Consider the following 25997-nt stretch of genomic DNA (forward strand, 5'->3'; position numbering starts at 1 on the left):
TGAGACATAAAATTTTATGACCCTTTTTTCTTTACTCCATGGAAATCTTTAAGATAAAAAGGTTCAAAATAAGCCATATCTTCGAATTCTTTATTCTCTATTTTTTCCAGCGTCTTTTTAATCAGGTATTGCGAAGAAGGATAAATATCTTCTCTGAAGTCTGCATCAGGCAGATTTAATATATCTTTTGCTTTCCTGGCACCGTCTCCCACAAAGACTACCTTTTTATCCCTGAACTCTTCAAAAGAAGTTTCGTCTAAAATCTTGGCTTCAGTTGCTGAAATTTCTTTCCCTGTAGAACCGTCATAAACAGCTGTATAAACCTCCAATCTCCTTGCGTCGATCAATGGCACTATAAATTCATAGTTCTGGTCTAAAAACGGCTCTATCATGCTTTCAAGAGAATTAATGGCAATAAACGGAACCTTCAGTCCATAGCAGAACCCTTTTGCAGAGGCAGCACCAATTCTTAATCCGGTATAAGATCCCGGTCCTTTACCTAGTGAAACTGCTTCAATGTCTTTCAGTGAAATTCCTGCACCTTCCAGAGCCCATTCTACATAGGTATGAAGGCTTTCAGACTGTTTATAGTTTTCAGAAACTTCTTCGCACACGCATAACAGCTTTTCGTTATCTGATACGGCTACTGAACAGTTTTTAGACGATGTTTCAAGATATAGAATTTTCATAAGATAATGTAACAATTTAGCAATATAACAATCCCTAATCACTGGGTGTTATATTATTTTTATGCAAATTTAATCCTTTATTTTGAGACTACTTTCTATAGATTGTTCGCGGTTCGGACTGAGCGCTTGGGTAAATGCACATATCTGCAATCGTAACGTGCTTCGGAGCATTGATACAATAAGCAATGGCATCTGCTATATCTTCTGCCTTTAATGCCTCATAACCGGAATATACCGTTGCAGCTTTTCCACTGTCTCCTTTGAATCTTACCAATGAAAAATCTGTTTCTACAGCTCCCGGTTGAATATTGGTTACTTTGATCCCGAATTCAGTAAGCTCCAGTCTCATTCCTTCGGAAATAACATCTACTGCTTTTTTGGTAGCACAGTACACTACTCCATTCGCATAGGTTTGTCTTGCTGCCACAGAACTAATGTTTACAACATGACCTAAGTTTTTAGTTTTCATTCCGGGAATGATCATTTTGGAAACATACAGAAGCCCTTTTACGTTCCCATCAATCATCGAGTCCCAGTCATCAGTCTTTCCGGATGATAGCGGCTCAAGCCCATGAGCATTCCCTGCATTATTAATCAGAACATCAATCTCTTTCCATTCTGAAGGAAGCGAATTGACCGCTGTTTCCACTTCTTCAAGATTCCTCACATCAAACCTTAAACTAAATATTTCGGTAAGAAGAGATAGCTCATCCTTTAAAGATTTCAGTGCTTCCTCTCTCCTTCCACAAATGATGATTCTGTTTCCCTGCTTTGCCAGCAGTTCAGCAGTGGATTTACCGATACCGGAAGTTGCTCCGGTGATTAATATTGTTTTCATACAACTGATTATTTATTTAATATAGCAATCTATGAGCCTAACAATTTGCCAATGTATGATATTTATTGTTACACTGATCTCTTACTAAAATGATACATTATTTATTATACTTTAGGATTACATCAATTCGCGTCAAATGCCTGAAAAGCATCAGCAATATGATCAATCGTTAAATTTCTATGTTCATCAGGAAGAACGGAAATGATATCAAACCTTACTTCATTTTCTTTATTCAATTCTTCCAGATAATGATTTGCTGCCAAGACAATGGATCTGATCTTTGTTTTGGTTACGGCTTCCTGAGGCAGTATAAAAGCATCTGTAGATCTTGCTTTTACTTCAACAATAATGATTAATTCATCCTTTTCAGCAATGATATCTATTTCAGCTTTTTGAAACCTGAAGTTTCTGGCCAGGATTTTATAACCGCTTTTCTGAAGATAACCGGCAGCCAGATCTTCTGCGATTTTTCCGAAGTCATTGTGGTCAGCCATTTTCTATATTTTAAGATATAAAAGTGGAGTAGTAGCTTAAAATTCGATCTTTACTTTAGCATCAATTTTTACCTTAACCGTTCCACCAATTAACAGTGGTCTGTTGTCCTTGATATGTCCGTTGGGAAAACCAAATACAGTAGGAAATTTATATTTTGAGATTCTTTCAGAGATCATTTTATAAGCAAATCCGTCAAAACTGGATTCATACTCTTTATTGTCTTTTTCATTGCCCATATTGGTCATTCCACCTACGATAAGACCTTTAATCTTATTGAAAACTCCTGCCAGTTCCAGACTCATCATCATACGATCAAGCGCGTAGAAATTTTCACCAATATCTTCTATGAATAATATTTTATCTTTAAAGTCAAAGGAATACTTCGTTCCCAGAAGGGCATAGATAAGGGCTAAATTACCTCCGATCAATTCTCCTTCAATATTACCTTTTTTATTTAATGGGTGGGATTTTAGGCTATATTTTGGTGTTTTCCCTTTTAAAATATCAAAAATCAGATTATAACTTTCATCGGTCACCCCAAAACTGGATGTTTTAATGGTCTGCCCATGAATGGAAGCAAAGCCTTTTTTCAACAGATAGCTTTGTATAACGGTATTATCTGAATATCCGATATACCATTTCGGATTTTCTGTGAAATTTTTCAGTTTCAGATGCTGGATCAGGTGCTGGCATCCGTAACCTCCTCTTGAAGCCCAGACTGCACCAATCTCTTTATCGTTTAAAGCCCAGTTGATATCTTTTATTCTTTCCTTTTCTGTTCCGGCATAATTGTATCCGTTTGAAAATTTGGTATAAAGATGTTCGCCTAAAACAGGTTCAAATCCTTTACTTTTTATTAATTCTATCCCCTTTTTAAGTTGAGAAGCATCTACAGCTCCTGCAGGAGAAATAACAGCTATTTTGGCTCCTTTTTTAAGAGCTTTTGGAAAGATAATTTTTTTCATTTTGTTTTTTGATATTTTACTTCTTTTTTCTCGGCTTCTTCCAGTTGTCTGTCAAACTGATTAAACTTTTTAAAGCTCTGCAGGAAGATAAAGAAACTGAAAACAATAAGAATCACTCCTACAACTCTTCTGATCCTGTTGGCCAGTTTTTGGGTGAGTTTATCGTGAAACTGCTTAGCCAGAAATATCTTGGCAAGGTCAATGCCCAGATAAGTTCCTATTACAATGCTTATATATAAAATAAAACTGCTGGTGTCCGGATATTGATTCCTTACGGAAATTACCGTTACCAGCCAGAAAAGGATGACTCCAACATTGAGAAGATTAAAGAAAAAACCATTGAAAAAGGTCTTAATATAATTTTGACTAATGATCTTCTCTTCACCAGGCATGTGCATTTTGGTCTTCGTTACCAGCATGACAATTCCATAAATAAAAATAAGAATGGAAGTGATCCTATAAAAACCAGGGTGTTTATCAATTAAAGTAACAATATCCGCACTGGCATAATAAGCTGCTACAATACACAATAAATCTGCAGTAATTACGCCCAGATCCAATGATAAGGCATGCTTTGGGCCTCTGGAGAAACTGGTTTCAATTAACAGGAAAAATATAGGCCCTATAAAAACCAGACTCAACATGAATCCTAAAATAATGGCAGATAATACAAGTTCAAGCATTTAATAAATTTTAAAATGAAAAATATTTCATTCCGTTTTATACAAAGTTATACTTTATGATTTAATTATTCAATAAAGATGTGATATATCAACTTTATTTTCGTCTCAGATTGGGATAGGATTTTCGTGGAAAGAAGCATGAAACTAGGAGAGGGAAGTACTTAAAGGAAAATGAAAAAAGAAGATATTTTCACTACTTAACAGCCATAAAAAATAAAGAGGTCATTCCAAAATGGAATGACCTCTTTTTCTTTTTATATTTCTAGGAATTTTACTAGATTCTACCTTAGTTTTCTTTATCTAAACATTTCTCATTGTATACAAATTCAAAGTCTTTTCTGATTTTAAATCCAAAAATACCTCTTTCAAAAGTATAGATAATCTGATTTCTAAATAACATCCTTTTATAATCAATTAAAAAACTTCTTGTCATATAAGAATATTCATATGCATTCCCACTCAGATAGATGTAAGTAGTCTTACCTTTCTGGTGGCTATTTTTTCCTCCAACTTCGGCAATCATATTTTTATAACAATATGTCTCTTTTGTTGGATTCATTCCTGTGATATAATTTATCAAAAAGAATCCATTGATTAGAAGCGGAAGTGTAACTCCAAAAAAAAACTTTTTTCCTAGTTTTTTAACAGCTAGAATATTTCTGTTGATTAAAACATTACACAGTACAACAAGAATAATCATCACCAACGCAAACAGATAAAAATTGATAACAGTATTAAAAATTATTGTTACCAACAATATTACATTCAGAAGACTAAAAATAATATACTTATCTATTGCGGTCATTATTAAACAATCTTAAAGTCCAATTGTTTTTGAATCAGGTTCGCTTTTACTACTTTGATCTGAACCTGATCTCCCAGCTGGTATTTATTTCCGTGTCTTACTCCATATACTGCATGGGTTTTTGCATCATAAGTATAAGAATCATCTACTAAATCTCTTAATTTGATAAGACCTTCAGCTCCGTTTTCAGGAATTTCTACCCAGAATCCGAATTCAGCCACTCCGGAAATAACTCCTGTGAATGTTTCACCAAGATGTTTTTCCATGAATTTCACCTGCATGTATTTGATAGAATCTCTTTCTGCATCAGCAGCTAATCTTTCCATTGAACTGCAGTGCTTGGATTTTTCTTCCAGCTCCTGTTTGCTTGGAGATTTTCCTCCATCCAGATAATGCTGAAGAAGACGGTGAGCAATCAAATCCGGATAACGGCGGATAGGAGAGGTGAAGTGGCTATAATATGAAAACCCAAGACCATAATGTCCGATAGGTTCTGTAGAATATACCGCCTTACTCATACTTCTCATGGCCAATGTTTCAATCATATTTTCTTCTCCCTTTCCTTTTACATCATGAAGAAGTTTATTCAAAGATTCTGCAACCTTTTTGGTATTGGCCAGATCCATCTTATATCCGAATGTGGAAACAAAATCTCTTAATGATTCCAGCTTAGCAGGATCCGGATCATCGTGAACCCTGTAGATAAATGTATTATTGGTGACTTCTCCTTTTCTTGTTAAAGAGATAAACTCAGATACTTTTTTGTTGGCTAAAAGCATGAATTCTTCGATCAGGTGATTGGAGTCTTTACTGATTTTAAAATAAACTCCAATTGGCTGATTATTTTCATCCAGATTGAATCTTACTTCACTTCTGTCAAATGTAATCGCACCATTTTTGATACGGTCATTACGCATGATCTTAGCCAGCCTGTCAAGAACATTGATCTCTTCAGCCAGATCTCCCTGACCGGATTCAATACGTTCCTGAGCCTCTTCATAGGTAAATCTTCTGTCCGAATGAATCACTGTTCTTCCAAACCACTGTTTTTGGATTTCTGCCTGATCGTTCAGTTCAAAAACTGCTGAAAAGGTATATTTATCTTCATTCGGGCGAAGCGAGCATACATCATTACTTAGCACTTCCGGAAGCATTGGTACAACTCTGTCTACCAAATAAACTGAAGTTGCTCTCTGATATGCTTCATCATCCAGAATGGTTCCCGGAACTACATAGTGAGATACATCAGCAATGTGAACTCCGATTTCCCAGTTTCCGTTTTCCAGTTTTCTGATAGATAACGCATCATCAAAGTCTTTTGCATCCTTAGGGTCTATGGTAAATGTGCAGATATTACGCATATCCCAACGTTTTGCCACTTCTTCATCAGTAATGCTTCTGTCTATTTTATCCGCATCCAGTTCCACTTCCTGTGGAAACTCATAAGGTAAACCATATTCCGCAAGAATAGAGTGGATCTCTGTTTCATGTTCCCCCGGAGCACCTAATACCTGTATAATTTCTCCTTCAGGATTTTTATCACCAGGTCTCCATTCTGTCATCTTTACGATTACCTTATCGCCATCCTCTGCATTATTGAATTTTGCTTTCGGAATAAAGATATCTGTATTGATTGATTTTTTATCACAAACCACAAATCCAAAATCCTTGTGGGTCACCTTCTGAAAAGTCCCCACAAACTCTGTTCTGTTTCTTTCTAAAACTTCCAAAACAGACCCCTCCAATTTCTTTCCTTTATAATGATAAGTTATAATAAGAACCTTATCTCCCTGCAAAGCATCCTTTACATTTTTAGCATGAACGAAGACATCATCTTCTAATCCTTCTACATTAACGTAAGCATTTCCGCTTTGGTTAAAATCGATAATTCCGGTTAATGTTCCTGCAATTTTCAGGTTCACAATATACTTTCCTTTTTCTACTTCTTTAATCTTTTCAGATCCCTGAAGTTTATGCAGTGCCTGAATCACAAGTTCCCTTTGTCTTGGGTTTTTATAATCTATTCCGTCAGCAATCTGCTTATAATTATAAATTTTTGATGCATTTGCATTCATGAAACGAAGGATTAATCTTCCGATCTCCATCAGTTTCAAATCATTTTTATGACTTATATATTTTCCTTTTTTTGGCATTTTAATTTTTTTTAATTGTTATATTCCGACTCTGTGATCTCTTCTATTTTTGAGCTTTTACATCTAAAATAAAAATCTTTTTTATTGAGAGAAATGGTAACCTTATTGTCTTCAACATATACAAAAAGATCCATTTTATCACTGTCCGGAATCATTTTTTCATTGGAATCCGGTATTTCTGCAAATTTTCCTTTTGCATTATACACCATTCCATATTTCGTTTCTAATTTAGGTACTCCTTTGAGACCTATTATATTTTCTATACTTTCATAATCAAAAATACGGGGTCTTCCTATTGGAAGAATCATTTTATCAGGAAAAAGGTTGGCAAACTTCTTAAAGTTTCTCTCATCCCAGAATGATTGAAATATCAATTGCTGTACCATATTCCCTGCAGAATGATCAGTTCTGTCCATCCCACAACCCGCTTCAAATTTTCTATACATAGAAACATAAAGCACTTTACTTTTTAGATTCTTTCCCTCTATTTTTTTGAAAATAAAATCTGCTAATGCATGATAATTAATATTCTTATTATGAGCTAAAAAATCACTTTCTATTTTTTGCAACTCTTCCTCGGTATACCTTTTCGGAGTAGGAATAATCTTACAGCCATTATTTTCTGGAGCCCCAGGTGTTGTAGGACAATTATCATCCTTATCTAAAATTCCGTCACCATCTGTATCTGGCCAGGGACATCCATTATTTTCTGTGGGACCGGCTACAGTAGGACAGGCATCATCTTTATCTAAAACTCCATCACCGTCTGTATCCGGCCAAGGACATCCATTATTATCTTCTGATCCTGATACCTCAGGACACTGATCCATATAGAATCGAACTCCATCTTTATCCTTATCAGAAAGGCAGATCTTTTTACTGAATTCTTTTTTGCATTTTTTAAATTCAGTATGATCCTTAATCTCTTGGGCATGGAAACAACTGACCATAAAAAATAATACTGCAGATCCTTTTATTTTCATCAAACCTTAATGTTTAATTTAATCTTATTTTTCTAAATCTACTTTATAACGGAAGCTTTAGTTTTGTATAAATTTAATACAAATCTGGAGAAGAAAAGAGAAAAACCTTCTATAAAATATCTTTTAAATATTACAAAGGTTCAGGAGAAGTATAGAATCTAGTTTCTATTGAACACTGCAAATGTACAAATAAAAAATAAATAAGGCCTGCAATCAAATTACAGGCCTCAGTATATTTAGCAAACAGCAATTTTATCAACTCTGTTCTGGTGTCTTCCCCCTTCGAAGTCTGTAGAAAGAAATTTGTCTACAATTTCAATCGCCAATTCTTTTGATATAAATCTTGCCGGCATAGAAATCATATTGGCATCATTGTGCAATCTCGCCAGTGTTGCAATCTCCGGCATCCAGCAAAGTGCACATCTAATTTTCTGATGTTTGTTCGCAGTGATCTGAACCCCATTTCCGCTTCCACAAATCAAAATTCCCAACTCATTTTCTCCGTTTTCCACAGAGGTTGCAGCAGGGTGTACAAAGTCCGGATAATCCACACTGTTTGTGGAAAACGTTCCAAAATCCTGAACCTCAAACTTTTCTGAAAGATAGTTCTTAACAATCTCCTTATATTCATAGCCTGCATGGTCCGCTGCGATAGCAATTTTTCTTTTCATAATACTCTTATTAAGCTTTTTTAGATTTTATTTCCTTACAAAGGTAAGAATAATAACAATTCGTGTTAGTAAAGCGTGAGTTAATTGTGAAAAGGTATGTTAATAACTGTGGAAAACTTTTTTCAACTTTCTATTTTCAAACAAGAATTTATTTCGTAATAGAAAATTCATCCAAAAGTTTTTCACACAACTTTCCAGATCTTTTCTCAAGCTATCCCCAGGTTTTTCCATAATAAAATAACTAATAATGCTTTGTTGGCAAAGTTATCAACAATTGTGAATAAGTGTGTGAATATGCAGGTTTACAGAGATTTATATTGTGAGTTATTTATGAATTGCGTACCAGTTGAGTATTATCAACTTTATGCCTAAAACTTATCCCCGTTACTAACAATACATAACAACAACAACTTTATTTTTTCTTTTAAAGAGAGAAGAAATGTTGATTAATGGGTGATTGTCTTCGGGGAAAGTTTTTGAAAACTTTTATTTCCATCAATCTGTTGAAAAAGTTTAAAACCTTACATTTGTGAAACGAAAAATCAATAAAAATTATGGAATTGTCCCTGCCGGAATTTGTCGAAATGTAACCAGGTCCAAAAAGGGGATTGCATGAAATTTGAAAAAAAATAAATCAAATATAAAAATGAAAACAATTAACGACTTCAATTTTAAAGATAAGAAAGCTCTTGTAAGAGTTGACTTCAATGTTCCACAGGATGACCAGTTGAATGTGACTGACAATACCAGAATTGTTGCGGTGAAACCTACCGTTGAAAAAATTCTTAAGGATGGCGGTTCTGTTATTTTAATGACACACCTTGGGAGACCAAAAGGGGAAGTGAAAGATGAGTTTTCTTTAAAAAATATTATTGGTGAAGTATCCGGTGTTCTTGGACAGGAAGTAAAGTTTGTTGATGAATGCATCGGTGAGAAAGCTGAACAGGCTGCTGCTGATCTGAAGCCGGGAGAAATTTTATTGCTAGAGAATGTTCGTTTTCACAATGAAGAAGAAAAAGGTGATGAAGGTTTTGCTGAGAAACTTTCGAAACTGGGGGATGCTTACGTAAACGATGCTTTCGGAACTGCACACAGAGCCCATGCTTCTACCGCAGTAATCGCAAAATTCTTTTCATCAACTAAATTTTTCGGTTTATTGATGGCTAAAGAACTTCAGGCCATCGATAAAGTTTTGAAAAGTGGCGAGAAACCAATTACTGCAATTTTGGGCGGATCTAAAGTTTCAACTAAGATTACCATTATAGAAAACATTCTTCCTGCAATAGATAATCTGATCATCGGAGGTGGAATGGCTTTCACATTTATAAAAGCATTGGGAGGAAAAATCGGAAACTCATTGGTTGAAGATGATAAGCTTCCTCTGGCTCTGGAAATTTTAGCAAAAGCTAAAGAACATAAGGTAAAAGTATATCTTCCGTCTGATGCTATCATCGCTGAAAGTTTCAGTAATGATGTTGAAAGAAAAGAAGTAGATATCTATGCTATTCCTGAAGGATGGATGGGATTGGATGCTGGTCACAAATCAAGAGATCAGTTCAATGATGTATTATTAAATTCTAGAACTATTCTTTGGAATGGTCCGATTGGAGTTTTTGAAATGTCAAACTTTGCTGGCGGAACTGTTGCTCTTGGAGAGAGCATTGCTGAAGCAACAAGATTGGGAGCTTTCTCTTTAGTAGGAGGTGGTGACAGTGTTGCATTCGTTAAGCAATTCGGATATGCTGATAAAGTAAGCTATGTTTCCACAGGTGGTGGAGCAATGCTTGAAAGTCTTGAAGGACTTGAGCTTCCTGGAGTAGCTGCTATCAACAATTAATAAAGATAAAAATTCAATATTTTGAAGCCTGCTAATATTATTAGCAGGCTTTTTTGTGCTTCAATTTTCATTTAGAAATCCTGAATTGACTAAGGGTTTTATAACTTTTAGATATAACTTAAGGTTATATTGTTTTTAGGTATTTTGATTTACTGTGAGTTACGTTTTTATACCGTTAAATAAAGGGAAAATTTAGGTTATCTATCTTAATAAAATAGATAATTCGGCTGTATTTAATCACATTATTTTGTCTACGGATTATAGATCATCTGGTTTGAATTTTATAATTTATTACGTCAAGTTTTGGCGTTAACGGAGAATACATTTGCAGTACTAAATTATAATATTATGATGTATACAAATGAATTTTTCGCTGTAGGAAATACTGCTCCCAATGATGATCTTGTACAGCTAATTGATAGCTTTACTAATGAAATTGTTGTTTTTAAAAAAATAGTAACTTGGGTTGATGGTGAGTTTCTAATGGCTAATGATGCTAGAGTTCTTGAAGACGAAATCATCTATCGCTCCAGAGGAAACGATTATTATGTTAATACGGTGATGTTTTCCTCAAGAAAAGTATATGTTACGAGTTTTGGTGTGAAATCTGATATGCTTGTCGATCAGAGAGCTTCAATTCAAAAAGCTTTTAATATTTGTTCTGTTCTTAGACTCAAACTAGTCTTTCCTAATGGAATTTTCTTAGTTAATTCCTATACTGATAACAATAAATTTAAGGAGGATTATAGTAATGTATTAGAGCTTAAATCCAATTTAGATATTGAATTTGAGGAATATAGTGTCATTAAACTTGGAGATTATTTTGATGATAAAAACTTTGTTTTATTTTCTGGGTTTAATCATGAAAGTGTTGATAATTTAAAGCCTATATTTAATATTACTCTTAAAGGTAAGGGGACAATTGATTTTAGTGGTGATGTATCGCAAATTAGAGGAAAGGATCGTGATAGGATGATTCGAAGACTAGGATTTGAAGGAGGTAATTGTACAAATGTTCTTATTGACGGATTACACTGGGTTAATGGAGATTTAAGTAACTGTATCGGAACTGGTTGGGCACAAAATGGAAATAAGTTTGCTATCCAAAACTGTATTTTTGAGGATTTAACTAAAAGTCATGAAGAATCCAACTATGATCACTCTACAATCTATGGTAATTCTAATTTTTTAATTGTACACAATAATACTTTTATTGGAAATGAACAGATGAGATTGGTTGGATGTGCTTGCGAAATCCATGGAAGTAATGCTTCATTTTCGAATAATAAAATTTATAATTATTTGAGAATGAATTTTATAGTCGGGAACGAAACTGAAAAAGGACCTATTTCTAATATTACAATTTCTGATAATATTGCTGAAGTAACAGCTGGTGCCGTATATGTTTGGGGAACAAAAAATTGTGTTACTTCTGATGTTTTTATTACTTCAAATAATGTTAAACATAGACATGTTGAAGGCAAAACATTATTGTATAATGGTTGGCAATCTTTACTAATCATTGAAAATAAACTTGGAAAATGTGAGAGAATTACTGTGAAAAATAATGTTTCACATATACTCTATAATATTGAACATAGTACAATTGCAACCCGATATGCTATAGGTATCTCTTGTGAAACAGAATCTTTAGTTATTTGTGATAATCATTTTATTGGACATTCTGTAGGGGTGATTTTAACTTTAGCTGATAAACCTTATAATCAATATGTAGATTTTTCATTTATTAATATTTCAAGGAATAGTTTTTCGGCTTCTTCAAAAATTCTTACTGTGAATGCAAAAAAACTTAATTATTGTTTAATCTCAGGTAATACTACTGCCTTGGCTTCAGACAATCTTGAAAATTTAATTGAAATTAATAGTGATATTATTCAATCCACGACTATAAAAGATAATATTTATATTTCCAATCAGCCAAAAGTTGAGTTTACACCTTCTTCTGTATTTTTAGCAGATCCATCCAATAAAGCTAAATACGTTTTATCACTTGTAAGTACTCCTGTACCTAGCATTAATGGAGAAGCTTCAGTTTTGGTAAGTCCGGTGGTTTCAAATAGCCATAAAAGGGTAGGAGGGATGTATACAATTCAACCTACATATCCTTTCCCTGAACTTTTCTTTAATGCCCATACTTTTGGAGCTGGGGGTACTGCAGACATTAAATTTAAAGTTGATAATATGACTTCAGATACTTTCTCTGGAAACCCAAATTTAGTTAGTACCCTGATTGTTAATTTATAATATAGAAGACCGGATCATATCCGGTTTTTTTATTCAATATTATTTTGTGTTTGATGTTATTAGTTTTAATTAATTGTTTATCAATTATTAAACTAATTTAATTATTAATTTACTATGTCTTTTTAACCCATTTTTTAATTGATTTTCATTTGAAACAATTTTTCAGTCATCTTATAATTATTTGTATAATTTAATTACCTGTAAATCAGAAATTAAACTTTTTACTGATTGATTTTTAATCATACTATATATTAAAAACAATGATATTAGGGCTGTATTGAGGTTTTACTTCTAGACGTTTTTTAAGGTTTTTTGTTTTTTTGAATTTCCCGTGTCATGATTTTGTTATAAAATCAAAATCTGTTTTGCTCGTGGTTATTTTTTCTTTACCGGGATTTTTGATTTCTTCTTTTTTATTAACGATAAATTTTTTAGAGAGGTAGGTTAGTATGTTTTAATTTTTCAATATTGAAAAATTATTTGTGGTTGCAGGAAAGCTCTAAATTTTATCTCTTAGTATTTTGAAAATATTTTTCTGATAATATGCTGAAAATTGACCTTCAGAAATGATTGAAAAATCGAAAAACTATTATTTCTTGAGTATTTGTGTGTAAATTTAAAACAAACGGTTAAATGATATGTTTTTGTGAGAATTTATAATTTTAAATCCAATTTTCCTCTTTTTGAATTTGATTTAGTGCTTTTTTCCAAGCTTTAGAGGTTTTAGGAATCTTATGGTATTTTGATGAGATTTATTTTTAAAAATAAATTTTATTAGAAATGGAGTAGGGGAGTTTAAAAAGATTGTTAGCTAGAATTTTTTTTAACACAACTGAAATTATATTCTAGGTTGTTTTAAAAAAATAAAAAACTCAGAGAAGAAGTTCCCTGAGTTTTTAGGTTTTTTAGCTCAGAATACTGAAAATTGGCTTTCGTAAACGGCTTAAAAATCGATTTTCTATCTTTTTTCGATAATATATATCAAACTTGAAAATTCGTTCGAAAAAAGGGCTTTTATGTTCGAAATTGTTCCGTAGAAGGTTGCTTTTAGCCAGAATAGAGGAGATTTTTTATATTTTTCGCTCAACATAGAGATGTAATAGGAATCAAGAACCAAAGGTTTGATCTTTCTCATTTTCCAATCCGTTTTTTTAGAAATCAGATTTTCCATTCCTGTTTTAGAAAAATGATAGATGTGTCTTGGTACATCATAGGCGGCCCAATATTCTTTATAATGTTTTGCATCGTAAGAAGTAGGGTTGGGCACGGCAATAATAAGGAGGCCTTTATCTTTTAATTTCGAATGAAAAATATTTAGCATTTCATCCTGGTTCTCTACATGCTCAAATACATGCCATAATGTAATTGCATCTAAGCTTTTGTCTTCAATTTTTTGAATATCATCCAGGATTGTTGCTTTTGTAATTTTAGCCTGAGCTGCTTTTCTTGCATCTGCATCGGGTTCAAAACCGAAAGTTTCAAAATCATTTTCTATATACTTTACAAATTCTCCGGCACCACATCCATAGTCTAATACTTTTGAACCTTTTTTAATTCTGTCAACAAGAATATTTTTCTTGTATTGCAGATTAAAAGACTGAAGAAACTTATACAATTTTTCTTTCAGGCTTCCGGAATCCTGGTGATGGGAAATGTAATCTTCGCTTTCGTAGTATCTGGAAATATTGGATGGAATAGGGGAGGTTTTATAAACTCCCTTGGTTTCTGTTTCTTTTATTTCAAATATTTCCTGTGAAAGAAAATGATCTTTTATTTTCATTGAAGTCGAAATCTGTTATATTTAAAAAATTAAGATACTCATAAGTGTCTAAGCTTATAAATACCTTAATTTTTGTTTTTATTGTAAGAAATGTTTCACGTGAAACATTTTATTTTTAACGTCCTAAATACACTAGTAAAACGTTAATGTCAGCCGGAGAAACACCACTTATCCTGCCTGCCTGTGCAATAGTCTTAGGTCTTACATTAGACATCTTCTGTTTTGCTTCTGCAGAAAGGCTAGAAAGGTTAGTGTAATCAAAGTCCTCGGGAATTTTAATGTTTTCCAGACGGTTTAGCTTCGCTACGTTTTCCTTTTCTTTTTCAATATATCCTTTGTATTTAATATTGATCTCAGCCTGTTCTCTTACTTCGTTATTATATTGAGAAGAAACTTCTTTAATGAAATCAATTTCATCAAGTTTTTCTAAAGTAATGTTAGGTCTTGTAAGAAACTGGGCAGCTCTGTAAGCCTGATCTACAGGATTACTTTCTATAGATTCAAGAATAGGGTTAATGATACCTGGTTTTAAAGAGGTTTCGCGTAAAAACTCTTCAAGTTGCTGACTATCAGTTATTTTGGATTCTACTTTTCTTAATCTGTCTTCTTTTGCTAATCCAAGGTTGTATGCTTTCTCAGTTAATCTGATATCTGCGTTATCCTGTCTTAATAAAAGTCTGTACTCAGCGCGTGAAGTAAACATTCTGTATGGCTCTTCAGTTCCTTTTGTAATCAGGTCATCAATCAGTACTCCGATATAGGCTTCATCTCTGTTCAGAATAAAGTCTCCTTTTTCGTGAACTTTATTATGAGCATTGATTCCTGCAATCAGACCTTGTCCTGCTGCTTCTTCATATCCGGTTGTTCCATTGATCTGTCCCGCGAAATATAAATTGTCAATCAATTTTGTTTCTAAGGTATGCTTCAATTGGGTAGGAGGGAAGTAGTCATATTCAATAGCATATCCCGGACGGAAAACTTTTACATTTTCAAATCCTGGAATATGTTTCATAGCTTTGATCTGTACATCTTCCGGAAGAGAAGAACTAAATCCGTTTACGTAGATCTCAACAGTTTTCCATCCTTCCGGTTCTACGAAAAGCTGATGTCTGTTTCTTTCTGCAAAACGATTAATTTTATCTTCAATGCTTGGACAGTATCTTGGGCCTAAACTTTGGATCGTACCATTGAACATTGGACTTCTGTCAAAACCTTCTCTTAGGATATCATGTACTATTTCGTTGGTGTATACAATATGACAACTTAATTGTTTTGTCAATTTCGGTGTATCAAGATAGCTGAACTTTTGAGGATTTTCGTCTCCCTTCTGTTCTTCCATTTTTGAATAATCCAAACTTCTTCCGTCAACTCTTGGTGGAGTTCCGGTTTTCATTCTTCCAGCTTCAAAACCTAAAGTGACTAATTGTTCTGTGATACCAAATGCTCTTGGCTCACCCATTCTTCCACCACCTAATTGTTTATCGCCAACATGAATTAATCCGTTAAGAAAAGTTCCGTTGGTAAGAACTACGGATTTTGCTTTAATCTCAATTCCTAAAGAAGTAACAACTCCGGTTACTTTATTATTTTCAACAATCAGTTGTTTCACCATATCCTGAAAGAAATCAAGATTGGGAGTATTCTCTAAAGCCAGTCGCCATTCTTCGGCAAAAAGCATTCTGTCATTTTGGGTTCTTGGGGACCACATGGCAGGACCTTTTGAAAGATTCAGCATTTTAAATTGGATGGCCGATTTGTCTGCTACGATTCCGGAGTATCCACCCATCGCGTCAATCTCTCTTACGATTTGTCCTTTTGCGATTCCACCCATTGCCGGGTTGCAACTCATCTGTCCGATGGTCTGCATATTCATTGTAACCAATAGTGTTTTTGAACCCAGGTTGGCTGCTGCTGCTGCTGCTTCACATCCTGCGTGTCCTGCACCTACTACGATTACATCATATATTTCTGAAATCATTTTTATCTTGCTTGTTTAAGCTTAAACCTTATCTTTAACTATCAATGTTTCACGTGAAACATTTTTGAAGAATGCACTCTAGGTAAATTTATATTACTGCTAGAATTGAGTACTTTAGATATCGGACTTAAAGTATTATTTAATTTAATTCTTTGAATTCCTATACTTGCTTAAGTACAAATCTTCCATTCTTCGCATCTCTTTTTCCTCTTCTTCTGTCTTGTCTTTATAGCCTATAAGATGTAAAATTCCATGGGCTAAAACTCTTCTTAATTCATCTTCATAATCTCGGGAAAGGGTAGAAGCGTTATCAGAAATGCGTTGCAAAGATACGAAAATCTCAGCGCTTATTGTCTTGCCTTTTACATAATCAAAAGTGATGATATCGGTATAATAATCATGCTGTAAATAATCCTGATTAATCTTCAGAAGATATTCATCATCGCAGAAAATATAGCTGATTTCTCCTAGTTTTTTTCCTTCTGAAAGAATCAAATCTTCCAGCCATTGTTTGTAATCTGTATCTACCGACTCCGGTAAATTTTCGTAAAAGAATTGTATCATTGTATTAAAACCAGTGTCCTAAAATAACACTGAATATGCCTTTTTGATTGTTTTTAAGTGAGTGGCTGAAGTTTACTTTTATCTGCCCGAAAGGAGATTTGTACCCAGCCGTAATTCCAAGTGAGCTATAATTTACTTTAACTGCATCTTCGAATTTAATGTCATTGGAAAGATTGGCAAAGCTAAAGTTTCCGCTGATAAAATAGTTTTTATTGAACCTGAATTGAAGGTCATTGGAAGCCAATATCACATTATTAGTGTGTAACTGGGCAAAATAAAACCCTCCAAAACGTTTGAAGTTAATAATATTCTGCTCAAAAATTCCTCCCAATCTGTATTGATAATAGGGTGGAAGATGTTCTCCAAGAGTGATTCCGCCAAATAAATTAAGACGATAAGTAAATTGTTTTCCTAAAGGAATATTGATCTTTAAATCTGCCTTTATCTGAACAATTCGTTTTTCTACTTCCGATTTTAAAAGGTCTATGACCTTTCCTTCGGCGGCAAAATATATTCCTTTGGTTGCAAACTCCTTGTCATCCTGCGTATCAGTCTTCAGAAATACATAAGGATTTAAAAAGCGGGCATAACGTCTGTTGTCGCCGTTAATTTCAGCCTTAAAGTAATCGTGGCTAATACCACCACCAATAGCGTATTTATCTTTCCATACAGACTGTATATAGGCTTCGTTTCTCATCCATTCCCATTTGTCGATAATATTATTATCAGCATTTTTAAGGTCAAAACTCATTCCGGAAGAGTAAATACCAAAGCCGGGAATATATCCGTTATCAATAAAATAATTCAGATAGTATCTTAATTTATCACCTACCACTACATCCACAGAAAGATTAGAGTTTTTAAATAAAAGTCTCTTTGCTGAATAGTTCAGAAGAAGACCTGTTTTAAAAACTTCATCATAATGTAATCCAAATTTTAAGAAATGGCGGGCTTCATCTTCGGTAACATAAAGCTTTAAATAATTGGCATCATTCTCCTGAACGATATCGTAATTGATGAATTTATAGTTGTTGGTAGCAACCAGTTTATCAACCATTTTATTAATGTTTCCATAGGTTTGCAAAGAGGGGAGACGCAGTCCCATTTTCCCCAGAGTATAGTTTTTACCATATATTTTGCTTCCTTCTATAGAAATGCTGTCTATCTTATATACATTAGAATATATCGGATTTACGCTTTGTCTGAGACGGTCGAACTGACGTTTAGGCAGCTGATCCAGAATCTGAGAGTATTTTAAACCTTCCACATAACCGCTGTCAAGGATTTTTTTCTTGTCATCATAGCTTGTTGCAGACATTCCTTTGAGGTCAGGTTTAATATTAATATCGGTATATTTATATTGTTTTCTTGTATCTTTTTTGATTCCGAAATCAATGACCTGGTTTAGAATGGATATAATATTGTTTAAATCCTCTCTTTTGGATAGATCCTGGTTAAGGTCCACACCGATAACGATATCAATTCCTCTGTCCTTTAATGGCTTTGAAGGGTAATTTACCGTCATTGCTCCGTCAATATAGATACTGTCACCTATTTTAACAGGATCCATTAAAGATGGAAAGGCTGAACTGGCCATAATAGACTGTACCAGATCTCCTTTTTCAAAGATCTGCATATTCCCGCTTTCAAGGTTGGTGGCAACGCATAAGAAAGGAATGGGCATTTTAGAAAAGTCTTCAATATTGGAAACATTTTTAAAAAGTTCCTTTAGAAGATAAACATTTCTTTGTCCTGTACTGATGGAAGAGGGAAGTGTAATTTTCCCGTTTTTTAATGGAATAGATAAAAGATATTTGTCAACAGATTTATTGAAAAAGCTGGTTTCTTTTCTGGATTTCGGATCCATAATTAAAGAATAGAAATCCGTATCCATTACGATTTTTTCTATTTCTTTACCGGAATATCCGGAAGCGTAGAGTCCGCCAACAATAGCGCCCATACTGGTTCCGGCAATATAATCCACTTTTACTCCTAATGAATCTAATACTTTTAGTACTCCTACATGTGAGAAACCCTTGGCACCACCACCGGCAAGCGACAGTCCTATTTTGGGGTTCTTCGGAATCACCAGGTCTTTTTTTACCTGAGATTGGATCCATAGCAATGGGAATATGAAAAGAAGAATCAGGAGTTTTCTCATAGTTAATCTTTTATATAGATCCGTTTCACCCGGGGCGAAATGGATGTTAATACTTCATAGGTTATCGTTTTGCAGTATCCTGCGAATTCTTTTAAACTTGGTTTTGCATTAAAGACGGTTACCATATCGCCTTCCTTTACATTTGGAATGTTTTCCACGTTAATCATCATCATATCCATGCAGATATTTCCAACAATTGGAGCTAGTATTTTATTCACTCCAAGGCTTCCTACCTGATTTCCGATCAATCTTGGAATACCATCTGCATATCCAACTGGGATGGTAGCAATCTTTGTCAGATGATCTGGCTTAAATTTTCTGCTGTATCCTACAGACTCTCCGTTTTCAACCATTGATATCTGTGAAATTACGGTTTTAAAACTTACCACAGACTGTAATTGTTTCTGTATTTCAGTATCCGGTGATTCTCCCAGCATGCCAATACCGATCCTTACCATATCATGTTGGTGATCTGTATAGCTGGTTATTCCGGAAGAATTTAAAATATGTCTGAGAGGAGAATAGCCTAGTTTTTCCGTTAAGAAACTTGAGTTTTTTTCAAAAATATCCAGTTGTTTGAAAGTAAATTCTTTCTCTTCCGGCATGTCGGAAGAAGATAGATGGCTGAACATACTTTGAACTTTAAGATTTTTCTCACTTAAAGTTTCGCTCAGCTGATCCAGTTCAAAATCTTTAAAACCAAGACGGTGCATTCCTGTTTCCAGTTTAATATGAATAGGATATTTCTTATCATATCCCGATTTTTGAACCGCTTCATAGAATAATTCCAAAACTCTGAAACTATAAATTTCAGGTTCCAGGTTATACTCTATGATGGTTTGGTAACTGTGTTGTTCAGGATTCATCACGATGATAGGAGTGGTAATTCCTTTTTTACGAAGTTCAACGCCTTCATCAACATACGCTACTCCTAAATAATCAATGTGGTGATGTTGTAGGAATTCTGAAATTTCATAACTCCCCAAGCCATAAGCATTGGCTTTTACCATAGCCATCATTTTTGTGCCTGGCTTTAACAGTGATTTGTGGTAATTGATATTATGAAGAATAGCATTCAGATTAACTTCTAAAACCGTATCATGTTTTCTGAGCTCAAGAATATCTTTTAATTTTTCGATTTCAAATTTTCTGGCTCCTTTGAGAAGAATAATCTGGTTTTCGATTTCAGAAAGATGTTTGCTTTCGATCAGTTCTTTGGTATCGATGAAAGTAAATGTTTTAGATTTAAATAATTCACTGAACTTTGATATTTCATCACCAATCAGGAATACAGAATCAAAATACTGTTCATTCACCAATTCGGAAACTTCTTCATACAACTCCTTAGAATTGGCATTTACCCCTACGATATCTGTTAGGACTAAAGATTTTTTCGGCTTATTGTATTCTTTCAAAAATTGAAGAGCAGTTTTCAAAGAATCGAGGTCAAGGTTAAAAGAATCGTTGATGACAATATTGCCCTTATTTCCTTCAATCGCTTCAAGCCTCATTTCGATGGCCTTTAAAAGGTTGATTTTTTCAATGATCTTTTTATTTTCGACCTGTAACACCTTAAGGACAGCGATAAGCGCTGTAGCATTGGTTAACGTAGCTTCGTCTCTCTGATGAGCCGGAAAACTGATTTCTTCCCCAAAATATTCAACAAGGATGTTTTCATCTTTGGAAATATTGTTTTTGATGAAGACATCATTAGTTTCTTTCAATCCGTAAGAGATTAATTTTTTATCTGAATATAATTTTTTGATTTTCTGATCTACCAAAGAATGGTCACCATTATAAATGATGATTTCAGAATCTTTGAAAAGTTTAATCTTTTCATCAATCAGTTCTTCTTCGGAAGAAAAGTTGGCTGCATGAGCATTTCCGATATGCGTTAATAATCCGATCTGAGGATGGAAAATATTTTCGAGCTTTTCCATTTCATTCGGGTGGGAAATCCCTACTTCAAAAATTCCCAGCTGATGAGAATCGTTAATCTGAAGAAGAGAAAGGGGAAGTCCTATTTGAGAATTAAAACTCTTTGGACTTTTTACAGTAGGGAATTCATTCCATAAACATTGATATAGCCATTCCTTTAAAATGGTTTTTCCATTACTTCCGGTAATTCCGATAGATCGTAAATGAGAATTTTCGAAGTGATACTTTGCTAATTGTTGAAGAAAATCTACAGAATTTTTAACAATAATCCACGTTATATTTTCAAACTGTGGATATTGATGTTCAGAAATAATAATATTAATACCTCTGTCTATAGCAGCTTCAATGAACTTTTCACCAGAATTTTTATGCGTGTTGATCGCAATGAACGCAGTATTCTTAATTGAGTAAATAATCCTGCTGTCATATGCTATATTTTTAACCACTAAATTCTTGTCTCCAATAACCTCTGCATTGGTGATCTTTGCAATTTGTTGTACTGTATAGTTCATTGGTACCCTTTCTGCTTTATTTTATGGCGAAATTGCAAAAAAGGTAAAATTGCAAAAAGGCTGGAATAGCTCATTATTGTATGGCTGATTCTTCTTTTGAAATTTTACAGTATTGCTTTTTCGTTTATCATTTATATTAAGTGAATATATTTTATTTTTTTATGCTTTTACCTCTATCACTTACCTCCTTTTTGAAAGCACTTCATCAATAAAAACACGGCGGCTTACAGCTTCATAGCTTTCAGTTTCACCCAGCTCTACCAGATTGTCTCCCTGGGAGGTTCTCATAGAATAATTGGCAAGGTTACCTGTTCTCTTGCAAATAGCATGCACTTTTGTAACATATTCTGCAGTAGCCATCAAATTGGGCATTGGTCCGAAAGGACGTCCCAGAAAGTCCATATCTAATCCTGCAATCACTACTCTGATGCCGCTGTTGGCCAGTTGATTGGCTATCTCAACAATGCTTTCATCGAAAAACTGAGCCTCATCTATTCCTACCACATCGCAATTGGATGCCAATAGAAGAATCTCATTCGGATTATCTACTGCGGTGCTGCGGATTTTATTCTGATTATGAGAAACAACGTCCTCTTCAGAATACCGGATATCCAGTTTCGGTTTAAAAATTTCCACATTTTGTCCTGCCATTTCTGCTCTACGTAATCTTCGGATCAACTCCTCGGTTTTACCCGAAAACATAGAGCCACAAATCACTTCCATCCAACCACTTTGTTTGGAATGATTAATTGTATTTTCTAAAAACATTTGTTAAATTAGCCGTATATTTTCAACATCAAAAGTAAGCAATTTTAATAAGAATCTTATCATGCAGAATATCCAAGATTTAAAGGAAAAGATTTTATTTGAGTCTAAGAATATCATCGATAATCTTGACAAAATAAATAACGTAGACGAATTACTTTCCAAGCAAGATCTTGTAGATGAGCTTGCTAACAGGATTTCTTTTTTGAAATTACTGGAAAAAAATATTGAATACTTTATTGCAGAAGAACCTGTTTTACATGCAGACAGTTCTGGGGCTTCTTTTGTTTCGGGTGAATCGGATCATCATGATTCTGGAAATGAGGTAACAGAAGAAGAAGCTATTTTCAATAATGAACTGAATGAGATTGATGAGCATGAAAATGACCATTTTATCATCGGATCAGATGAAGAGGAAGCTGCTTTTAACAACCAGCTGAATGAGATCGTTGAAAATGAGTTCCATGAAAACATTATAAGTTCCGTAGCAGAAAATAATGAAGAAAGGACTATTGAAAATGTTCAGACTCCTGTTGCTTCTGAAGATATAACGGAAGAAGAAGCAGTTTTCAATAACCAATTGAATGAAATTGATGAAAATGAACATTTTATTACCCATGAAGCTGTTTTAAGCTTTGTGGATGAAGAGAAAATTTTAGCTGATGCTCGCCCTGATTCAGATGAAGATATCAACGAAGATATGTTTAATGAAGAAGTAACAGAGGAGGAAGCCATTTTTAATAATCAGCTGAATGAAATAGATACCGATGAGGAAGGTGAAAAAGAAAATGAAGTAGATTATGCAGCAGTAAGTGATACTTCCGAAAATAAAGTCAGAGAAACCATTCCAAGTATTTTCGATACTGAAATGCTTGATGACGAAATACTGATCGAAGAGAACGAGGAGCAATTTGTAGCTTCCAATGTAGCTTTAGAGCAGGGAGAACTGGTTTCGGAAACTTCGAATGTTGAAAATATCCTGAATGAGATCAAAAATGACCATTCTGGGGAAGAAAAACAGGATGAACGTGTTCTCGCTGAAGTATATGACAGAAGAACAATTGTTGAAATAGATAAACCTGTTCCCGAAGAAACAGAAAGACATCCTTCTGATGAGAGTTTTGAAAATTTAGACGAATATCAGCAGGAGAAAAAAATAAAACTAGCCAATATCAAAGGGTTGAAAGCTGTTCAATCCCTGTTTGACGATGATCCTCTGGAAAGAGATTTTCCAAAGGAAAACCAGTCGGAAACTGTAAAAGAAGATGCCGGAAGTATTCTGAAATCCAATATTCCTACCAACTTTATGGAAGCTGAAAAGCTAAAACCGGAATTTAAACTGGATTTGAATGACAGAATTGCTTTTTCAAAAATGTTATTTGAAGGAAGCCAGACAGATCTTAATGATACAGTAGCACAGCTTAACCATTTCAGAACACTGGAGGAAGCGAAAGAATACCTGAGCGACCTTTATTACGAAAGAAAATGGAGTAAAGTGGACGAATATGCACAGAGACTTTGGATATTGGTGGAAAATAAATTCTTATAATTTTGAGCGGAATCCTATATTTTGTTCCCACACCCGTTGGGAACCTGGAAGATATGACCTTCAGAGCAGTGAATGTTCTGAAAGAAGTTGATTATATTTTATGTGAAGACACGAGAACTTCCGGAATACTTTTAAAACATTTTGAAATCTCCAAGCCTTTAAAATCTTATCATTTACACAATGAACATCAGGCAACAGAGAAAGTAATTACAGACCTTAAAAACGGTCAGAATATTGCCATCATTACCGATGCGGGAACTCCCGGAATTTCAGATCCGGGGTATTTACTGGCAAAAGCAGGAGCAGATAACGATATCGAAATGATCTGTCTTCCCGGAGCAACAGCTTTGATTCCCGCTTTAGTGGTTTCAGGGCTTCCGAATAACGAATTTTTATTTGCAGGATTTTTACCACAAAAGAAAGGAAGACAAACCAAATTAAAGCAGCTTGCTGAGGAAAAGAAAACCATTGTATTGTACGAAAGTCCGCATAAAATCAATACAACATTAGAACAGATCAAAGAATTCTTTGGTGAAAACACCAAGGCAAGTTTAAGCCGTGAGATCTCTAAGAAATTTGAAGAAACTAAACGGGGAACAATCAATGAATTAATTGAATTTTCCAAGAGTAAAACTTTAAAAGGAGAGATTGTTCTTATTGTCAATAATTCTATTTAATTTTTAATTGAAAAAACTAGTTTTTGTATTGTGTTCTACAGTTTGTATGGCGCAAACTAACCAATACACTAAGGTCCTTCTTTCCAAAAAGACAGGGAAGGAGGTAAGCTCATATTCTGAAGGCTTTGGAATTGTCTACGACCCTGTTTCCAAAAAGCAGGGCATTGTAGATGCTAAAGGAAATATAACCTTTGAATCCTCTTATAAAGGTGGAATTTCCCATATTTTTAAAAACAGATTTATTCTTTATTCTGAGGAAGGAAACAGAAGAAAATCAGCGATTATTGACGAAAAAGGAAATGAACTGCTTCCTCTTGAAGATCAGGATTTCAATACATCCTGGTGGAGTAAAGAACGTATTATTGCTTCCAGACAAGGAAAAGAAGCTGTTTATGATTACAATGGAAAATTAATCATTCCGGATTCAGACAAGATTCGCTTTGCAGAAAAGGATGCGTTCTTTGTTTTAAAGGATAAAAAATGGTTCCTGTATGACTTTAATGGGAAGCAGATAAGTGACAGGGAATTTAAAGATGATTACAGTTTTGAAAATGGAAAAGCTCTTATTATCAATGAAGATCATCAAAGTGAAATCATTGGGAAAAGCGGTCAGACTTTACATAAACTTTCGAAGAATGTAGTAGATATCAATGCTTACCCCTATCTGATTACCCAAAATAAAGCAACCGGAAAATATGGATTGATTGATGCTGAGAACAACACATTAGTGGATGAGATCTACAGTGATATCACCCCGGAATACTTTGGAAAGAAAGAATATATTTATCTCAGAAAAAGTAATAAAACGACAGTCTTTTACAAGAAAGATCAAAAGCTTTATCCTAATAATTTTAAATATTTATATCCATTATCTAACCATCTTTTCAGGGTTTATAGTGACAGGTCAGATCAATCCGGTATTGTAGATCTGCAGGGTAATACAGTTATTCCTCAGGAGTATGACTTTATTAAAAATTTTACAGTCTCCGGAAAGGATTTTATTTATCTTAAAAAAGGGAATGAGGAAAAGCTTTTGGATAAGGAGCTCAAAAATATCCTGAATGAAGGCGATGAGATTGTAGGTTTTTATCCTGAGAATATGATAATTAAAAGACAAGATCAGTATTATCGATTTTCGGTAACGAACAGGTCTGCAGTTGTAATTAAGGATATAAAGCAGATAAAGAATCAGGATGTTGAATACTTTAATATTCTGAATGAGTATTCAAAACCATTGGTTTGTATGAATAATAGTAATCTTTATGGTATTCTGGATGCGAAGGGTACGGAAATTGTTCCTTTTGCTTACGAAGATATTATTGCCTTTGACAATTTTGAAAATGAAATCGTTGTTAGGAAACAAGGGAAGTATGGAGTTTTAAATTTTCAGAATGAGCCTTTAACGGAGGTTATTTATGATAAATATACCTGGATGAAAGAAGTCTTGAAACTGAATAGGGATAAGAAAACTGACTTAATTTATTTCACCAGATTTAGAAATGATATGGCGGAACTATAGCAAAATCAGAGAAATTTAACAAAAAAGTTCAGTATTTTGATGTTTTCAATGTGTTGAATAACAATTTATAATATCTTTGCAAACCGTTTAATTCTGAAAAAGAATTATTCTACTAAATGAGTCAGCTTTCACTGGCTGAATGAGTTATAAAAAAATAATCGTCAAGAGAT

19 protein-coding genes and 1 pseudogene are annotated in these 25997 nt (G+C 34.0%); 5 read left to right on the forward strand and 15 right to left on the reverse strand.

Annotated elements, in window-relative coordinates; genetic code table 11:
• Nucleotides 1–14: 14 nt before the first annotated feature.
• From tsaB to rpiB, 9 genes and pseudogenes are all read right to left on the reverse strand, one after another.
• Nucleotides 15–689 carry a tRNA (adenosine(37)-N6)-threonylcarbamoyltransferase complex dimerization subunit type 1 TsaB gene (gene tsaB, locus M2372_RS18690; protein ID WP_123320234.1) on the reverse strand — a complete coding sequence of 225 codons (675 nt, stop codon included), beginning with the start codon at nucleotides 687–689 and terminating at the stop codon, nucleotides 15–17.
• An 88-nt stretch (nucleotides 690–777) separates the two neighbouring features.
• Nucleotides 778–1527, reverse strand: coding sequence for an SDR family NAD(P)-dependent oxidoreductase (locus M2372_RS18695; RefSeq protein WP_123320235.1), 750 nt, complete (start codon nucleotides 1525–1527; stop codon nucleotides 778–780).
• Nucleotides 1528–1649: 122 nt separating this feature from the next.
• Nucleotides 1650–2021: a YraN family protein gene (locus M2372_RS18700; protein WP_123320236.1), complete on the reverse strand. Its 372-nt coding sequence runs from the start codon at nucleotides 2019–2021 to the stop codon at nucleotides 1650–1652.
• 36 nt (nucleotides 2022–2057) lie between these two features.
• Nucleotides 2058–2987 (reverse strand): LD-carboxypeptidase, encoded by a 930-nt coding sequence (locus M2372_RS18705; protein ID WP_123320237.1) that lies wholly within the window; start codon nucleotides 2985–2987, stop codon nucleotides 2058–2060.
• On the reverse strand, nucleotides 2984–3670 hold the full coding sequence (locus M2372_RS18710; RefSeq protein ID WP_115973132.1) for a LysE family translocator: 687 nt from the start codon (nucleotides 3668–3670) through the stop codon (nucleotides 2984–2986). Before M2372_RS18710 ends, M2372_RS18705 begins: the two co-directional genes overlap by 4 nt.
• A 286-nt stretch (nucleotides 3671–3956) precedes the next feature.
• Nucleotides 3957–4475, reverse strand: a complete 519-nt coding sequence (locus M2372_RS18715) for a hypothetical protein (protein ID WP_123320238.1) — start codon at nucleotides 4473–4475, stop codon at nucleotides 3957–3959.
• A gap of 2 nt (nucleotides 4476–4477) precedes the next feature.
• Complete coding sequence (gene rnr, locus M2372_RS18720) at nucleotides 4478–6628, reverse strand: ribonuclease R (protein WP_123320239.1); 2151 nt, start codon at nucleotides 6626–6628, stop codon at nucleotides 4478–4480.
• Between the two features lie 530 nt (nucleotides 6629–7158).
• Nucleotides 7159–7488 (reverse strand): annotated as a pseudogene (locus M2372_RS18725) (thrombospondin type 3 repeat-containing protein); the annotation flags it as partial.
• Between the two features lie 359 nt (nucleotides 7489–7847).
• A complete protein-coding gene (rpiB, locus tag M2372_RS18730; RefSeq protein WP_106917797.1) occupies nucleotides 7848–8282 on the reverse strand; it encodes a ribose 5-phosphate isomerase B in 435 nt (144 codons plus the stop codon).
• 646 nt (nucleotides 8283–8928) lie between these two features.
• On the opposite strand from rpiB, the gene M2372_RS18735 reads away from it, so the two are divergent.
• Both M2372_RS18735 and M2372_RS18740 read left to right on the forward strand, forming a co-directional pair.
• Nucleotides 8929–10119 (forward strand): phosphoglycerate kinase, encoded by a 1191-nt coding sequence (locus tag M2372_RS18735; RefSeq protein WP_115973129.1) that lies wholly within the window; start codon nucleotides 8929–8931, stop codon nucleotides 10117–10119.
• A gap of 348 nt (nucleotides 10120–10467) precedes the next feature.
• On the forward strand, nucleotides 10468–12384 hold the full coding sequence (locus M2372_RS18740; protein ID WP_148060787.1) for a hypothetical protein: 1917 nt from the start codon (nucleotides 10468–10470) through the stop codon (nucleotides 12382–12384).
• Between the two features lie 958 nt (nucleotides 12385–13342).
• Here M2372_RS18740 and M2372_RS18745 read toward each other — a convergent pair.
• The 6 genes from M2372_RS18745 to M2372_RS18770 form a co-directional block, all read right to left on the reverse strand.
• Nucleotides 13343–14164 carry a bifunctional 2-polyprenyl-6-hydroxyphenol methylase/3-demethylubiquinol 3-O-methyltransferase UbiG gene (locus M2372_RS18745; RefSeq protein ID WP_123320241.1) on the reverse strand — a complete coding sequence of 274 codons (822 nt, stop codon included), beginning with the start codon at nucleotides 14162–14164 and terminating at the stop codon, nucleotides 13343–13345.
• Nucleotides 14165–14279: 115 nt separating this feature from the next.
• Nucleotides 14280–16142, reverse strand: coding sequence for a tRNA uridine-5-carboxymethylaminomethyl(34) synthesis enzyme MnmG (gene mnmG, locus M2372_RS18750; protein ID WP_123320242.1), 1863 nt, complete (start codon nucleotides 16140–16142; stop codon nucleotides 14280–14282).
• A 144-nt stretch (nucleotides 16143–16286) separates the two neighbouring features.
• Nucleotides 16287–16706 (reverse strand): rRNA maturation RNase YbeY, encoded by a 420-nt coding sequence (ybeY, locus tag M2372_RS18755; protein ID WP_115973125.1) that lies wholly within the window; start codon nucleotides 16704–16706, stop codon nucleotides 16287–16289.
• A gap of 4 nt (nucleotides 16707–16710) precedes the next feature.
• Complete coding sequence (locus M2372_RS18760) at nucleotides 16711–18867, reverse strand: patatin-like phospholipase family protein (protein ID WP_115973124.1); 2157 nt, start codon at nucleotides 18865–18867, stop codon at nucleotides 16711–16713.
• Between the two features lie 2 nt (nucleotides 18868–18869).
• The gene (locus tag M2372_RS18765; protein WP_123320243.1) at nucleotides 18870–21317 is read right to left on the reverse strand and encodes a bifunctional UDP-N-acetylmuramoyl-tripeptide:D-alanyl-D-alanine ligase/alanine racemase; all 2448 of its coding nucleotides are present in this window, start codon (nucleotides 21315–21317) and stop codon (nucleotides 18870–18872) included.
• A gap of 180 nt (nucleotides 21318–21497) precedes the next feature.
• Nucleotides 21498–22085 carry a thymidine kinase gene (locus tag M2372_RS18770; RefSeq protein ID WP_115973122.1) on the reverse strand — a complete coding sequence of 196 codons (588 nt, stop codon included), beginning with the start codon at nucleotides 22083–22085 and terminating at the stop codon, nucleotides 21498–21500.
• A 61-nt stretch (nucleotides 22086–22146) separates the two neighbouring features.
• Here M2372_RS18770 and M2372_RS18775 point away from each other — a divergent pair, with 61 nt between their 5' ends.
• The 3 genes from M2372_RS18775 to M2372_RS18785 are packed head-to-tail and all read left to right on the forward strand — an operon-like array spanning nucleotide 22147 to nucleotide 25827.
• On the forward strand, nucleotides 22147–23631 hold the full coding sequence (locus M2372_RS18775) for a hypothetical protein (RefSeq protein ID WP_123320244.1): 1485 nt from the start codon (nucleotides 22147–22149) through the stop codon (nucleotides 23629–23631).
• A 2-nt stretch (nucleotides 23632–23633) separates the two neighbouring features.
• Nucleotides 23634–24308, forward strand: coding sequence for a 16S rRNA (cytidine(1402)-2'-O)-methyltransferase (rsmI, locus tag M2372_RS18780; protein ID WP_115973120.1), 675 nt, complete (start codon nucleotides 23634–23636; stop codon nucleotides 24306–24308).
• A gap of 7 nt (nucleotides 24309–24315) precedes the next feature.
• Nucleotides 24316–25827, forward strand: a complete 1512-nt coding sequence (locus tag M2372_RS18785) for a WG repeat-containing protein (RefSeq protein WP_148060788.1) — start codon at nucleotides 24316–24318, stop codon at nucleotides 25825–25827.
• Nucleotides 25828–25997 lie beyond the last annotated feature (170 nt).

Source organism: Chryseobacterium sp. BIGb0232, assembly GCF_024810195.1.
Lineage (GTDB): Bacteria > Bacteroidota > Bacteroidia > Flavobacteriales > Weeksellaceae > Chryseobacterium > Chryseobacterium pennae.

What these genes read in the sequence shown, in the direction of transcription:
- M2372_RS18765 (WP_123320243.1), bottom strand. Translation starts at nt 21,317, where the DNA reads ATGAACTATACAGTACAACAAATTGCAAAGATCACCAATGCAGAGGTT.
- rpiB (WP_106917797.1), bottom strand. Translation starts at nt 8,282, where the DNA reads ATGAAAAGAAAAATTGCTATCGCAGCGGACCATGCAGGCTATGAATAT.
- mnmG (WP_123320242.1), bottom strand. Translation starts at nt 16,142, where the DNA reads ATGATTTCAGAAATATATGATGTAATCGTAGTAGGTGCAGGACACGCA.
- M2372_RS18745 (WP_123320241.1), bottom strand. Translation starts at nt 14,164, where the DNA reads ATGAAAATAAAAGATCATTTTCTTTCACAGGAAATATTTGAAATAAAA.
- M2372_RS18700 (WP_123320236.1), bottom strand. Translation starts at nt 2,021, where the DNA reads ATGGCTGACCACAATGACTTCGGAAAAATCGCAGAAGATCTGGCTGCC.
- M2372_RS18695 (WP_123320235.1), bottom strand. Translation starts at nt 1,527, where the DNA reads ATGAAAACAATATTAATCACCGGAGCAACTTCCGGTATCGGTAAATCC.
- M2372_RS18705 (WP_123320237.1), bottom strand. Translation starts at nt 2,987, where the DNA reads ATGAAAAAAATTATCTTTCCAAAAGCTCTTAAAAAAGGAGCCAAAATA.
- tsaB (WP_123320234.1), bottom strand. Translation starts at nt 689, where the DNA reads ATGAAAATTCTATATCTTGAAACATCGTCTAAAAACTGTTCAGTAGCC.
- M2372_RS18735 (WP_115973129.1), top strand. Translation starts at nt 8,929, where the DNA reads ATGAAAACAATTAACGACTTCAATTTTAAAGATAAGAAAGCTCTTGTA.
- M2372_RS18760 (WP_115973124.1), bottom strand. Translation starts at nt 18,867, where the DNA reads ATGAGAAAACTCCTGATTCTTCTTTTCATATTCCCATTGCTATGGATC.
- M2372_RS18710 (WP_115973132.1), bottom strand. Translation starts at nt 3,670, where the DNA reads ATGCTTGAACTTGTATTATCTGCCATTATTTTAGGATTCATGTTGAGT.
- rnr (WP_123320239.1), bottom strand. Translation starts at nt 6,628, where the DNA reads ATGCCAAAAAAAGGAAAATATATAAGTCATAAAAATGATTTGAAACTG.
- M2372_RS18770 (WP_115973122.1), bottom strand. Translation starts at nt 22,085, where the DNA reads ATGTTTTTAGAAAATACAATTAATCATTCCAAACAAAGTGGTTGGATG.
- M2372_RS18775 (WP_123320244.1), top strand. Translation starts at nt 22,147, where the DNA reads ATGCAGAATATCCAAGATTTAAAGGAAAAGATTTTATTTGAGTCTAAG.
- ybeY (WP_115973125.1), bottom strand. Translation starts at nt 16,706, where the DNA reads ATGATACAATTCTTTTACGAAAATTTACCGGAGTCGGTAGATACAGAT.
- M2372_RS18715 (WP_123320238.1), bottom strand. Translation starts at nt 4,475, where the DNA reads ATGACCGCAATAGATAAGTATATTATTTTTAGTCTTCTGAATGTAATA.
- M2372_RS18740 (WP_148060787.1), top strand. Translation starts at nt 10,468, where the DNA reads ATGATGTATACAAATGAATTTTTCGCTGTAGGAAATACTGCTCCCAAT.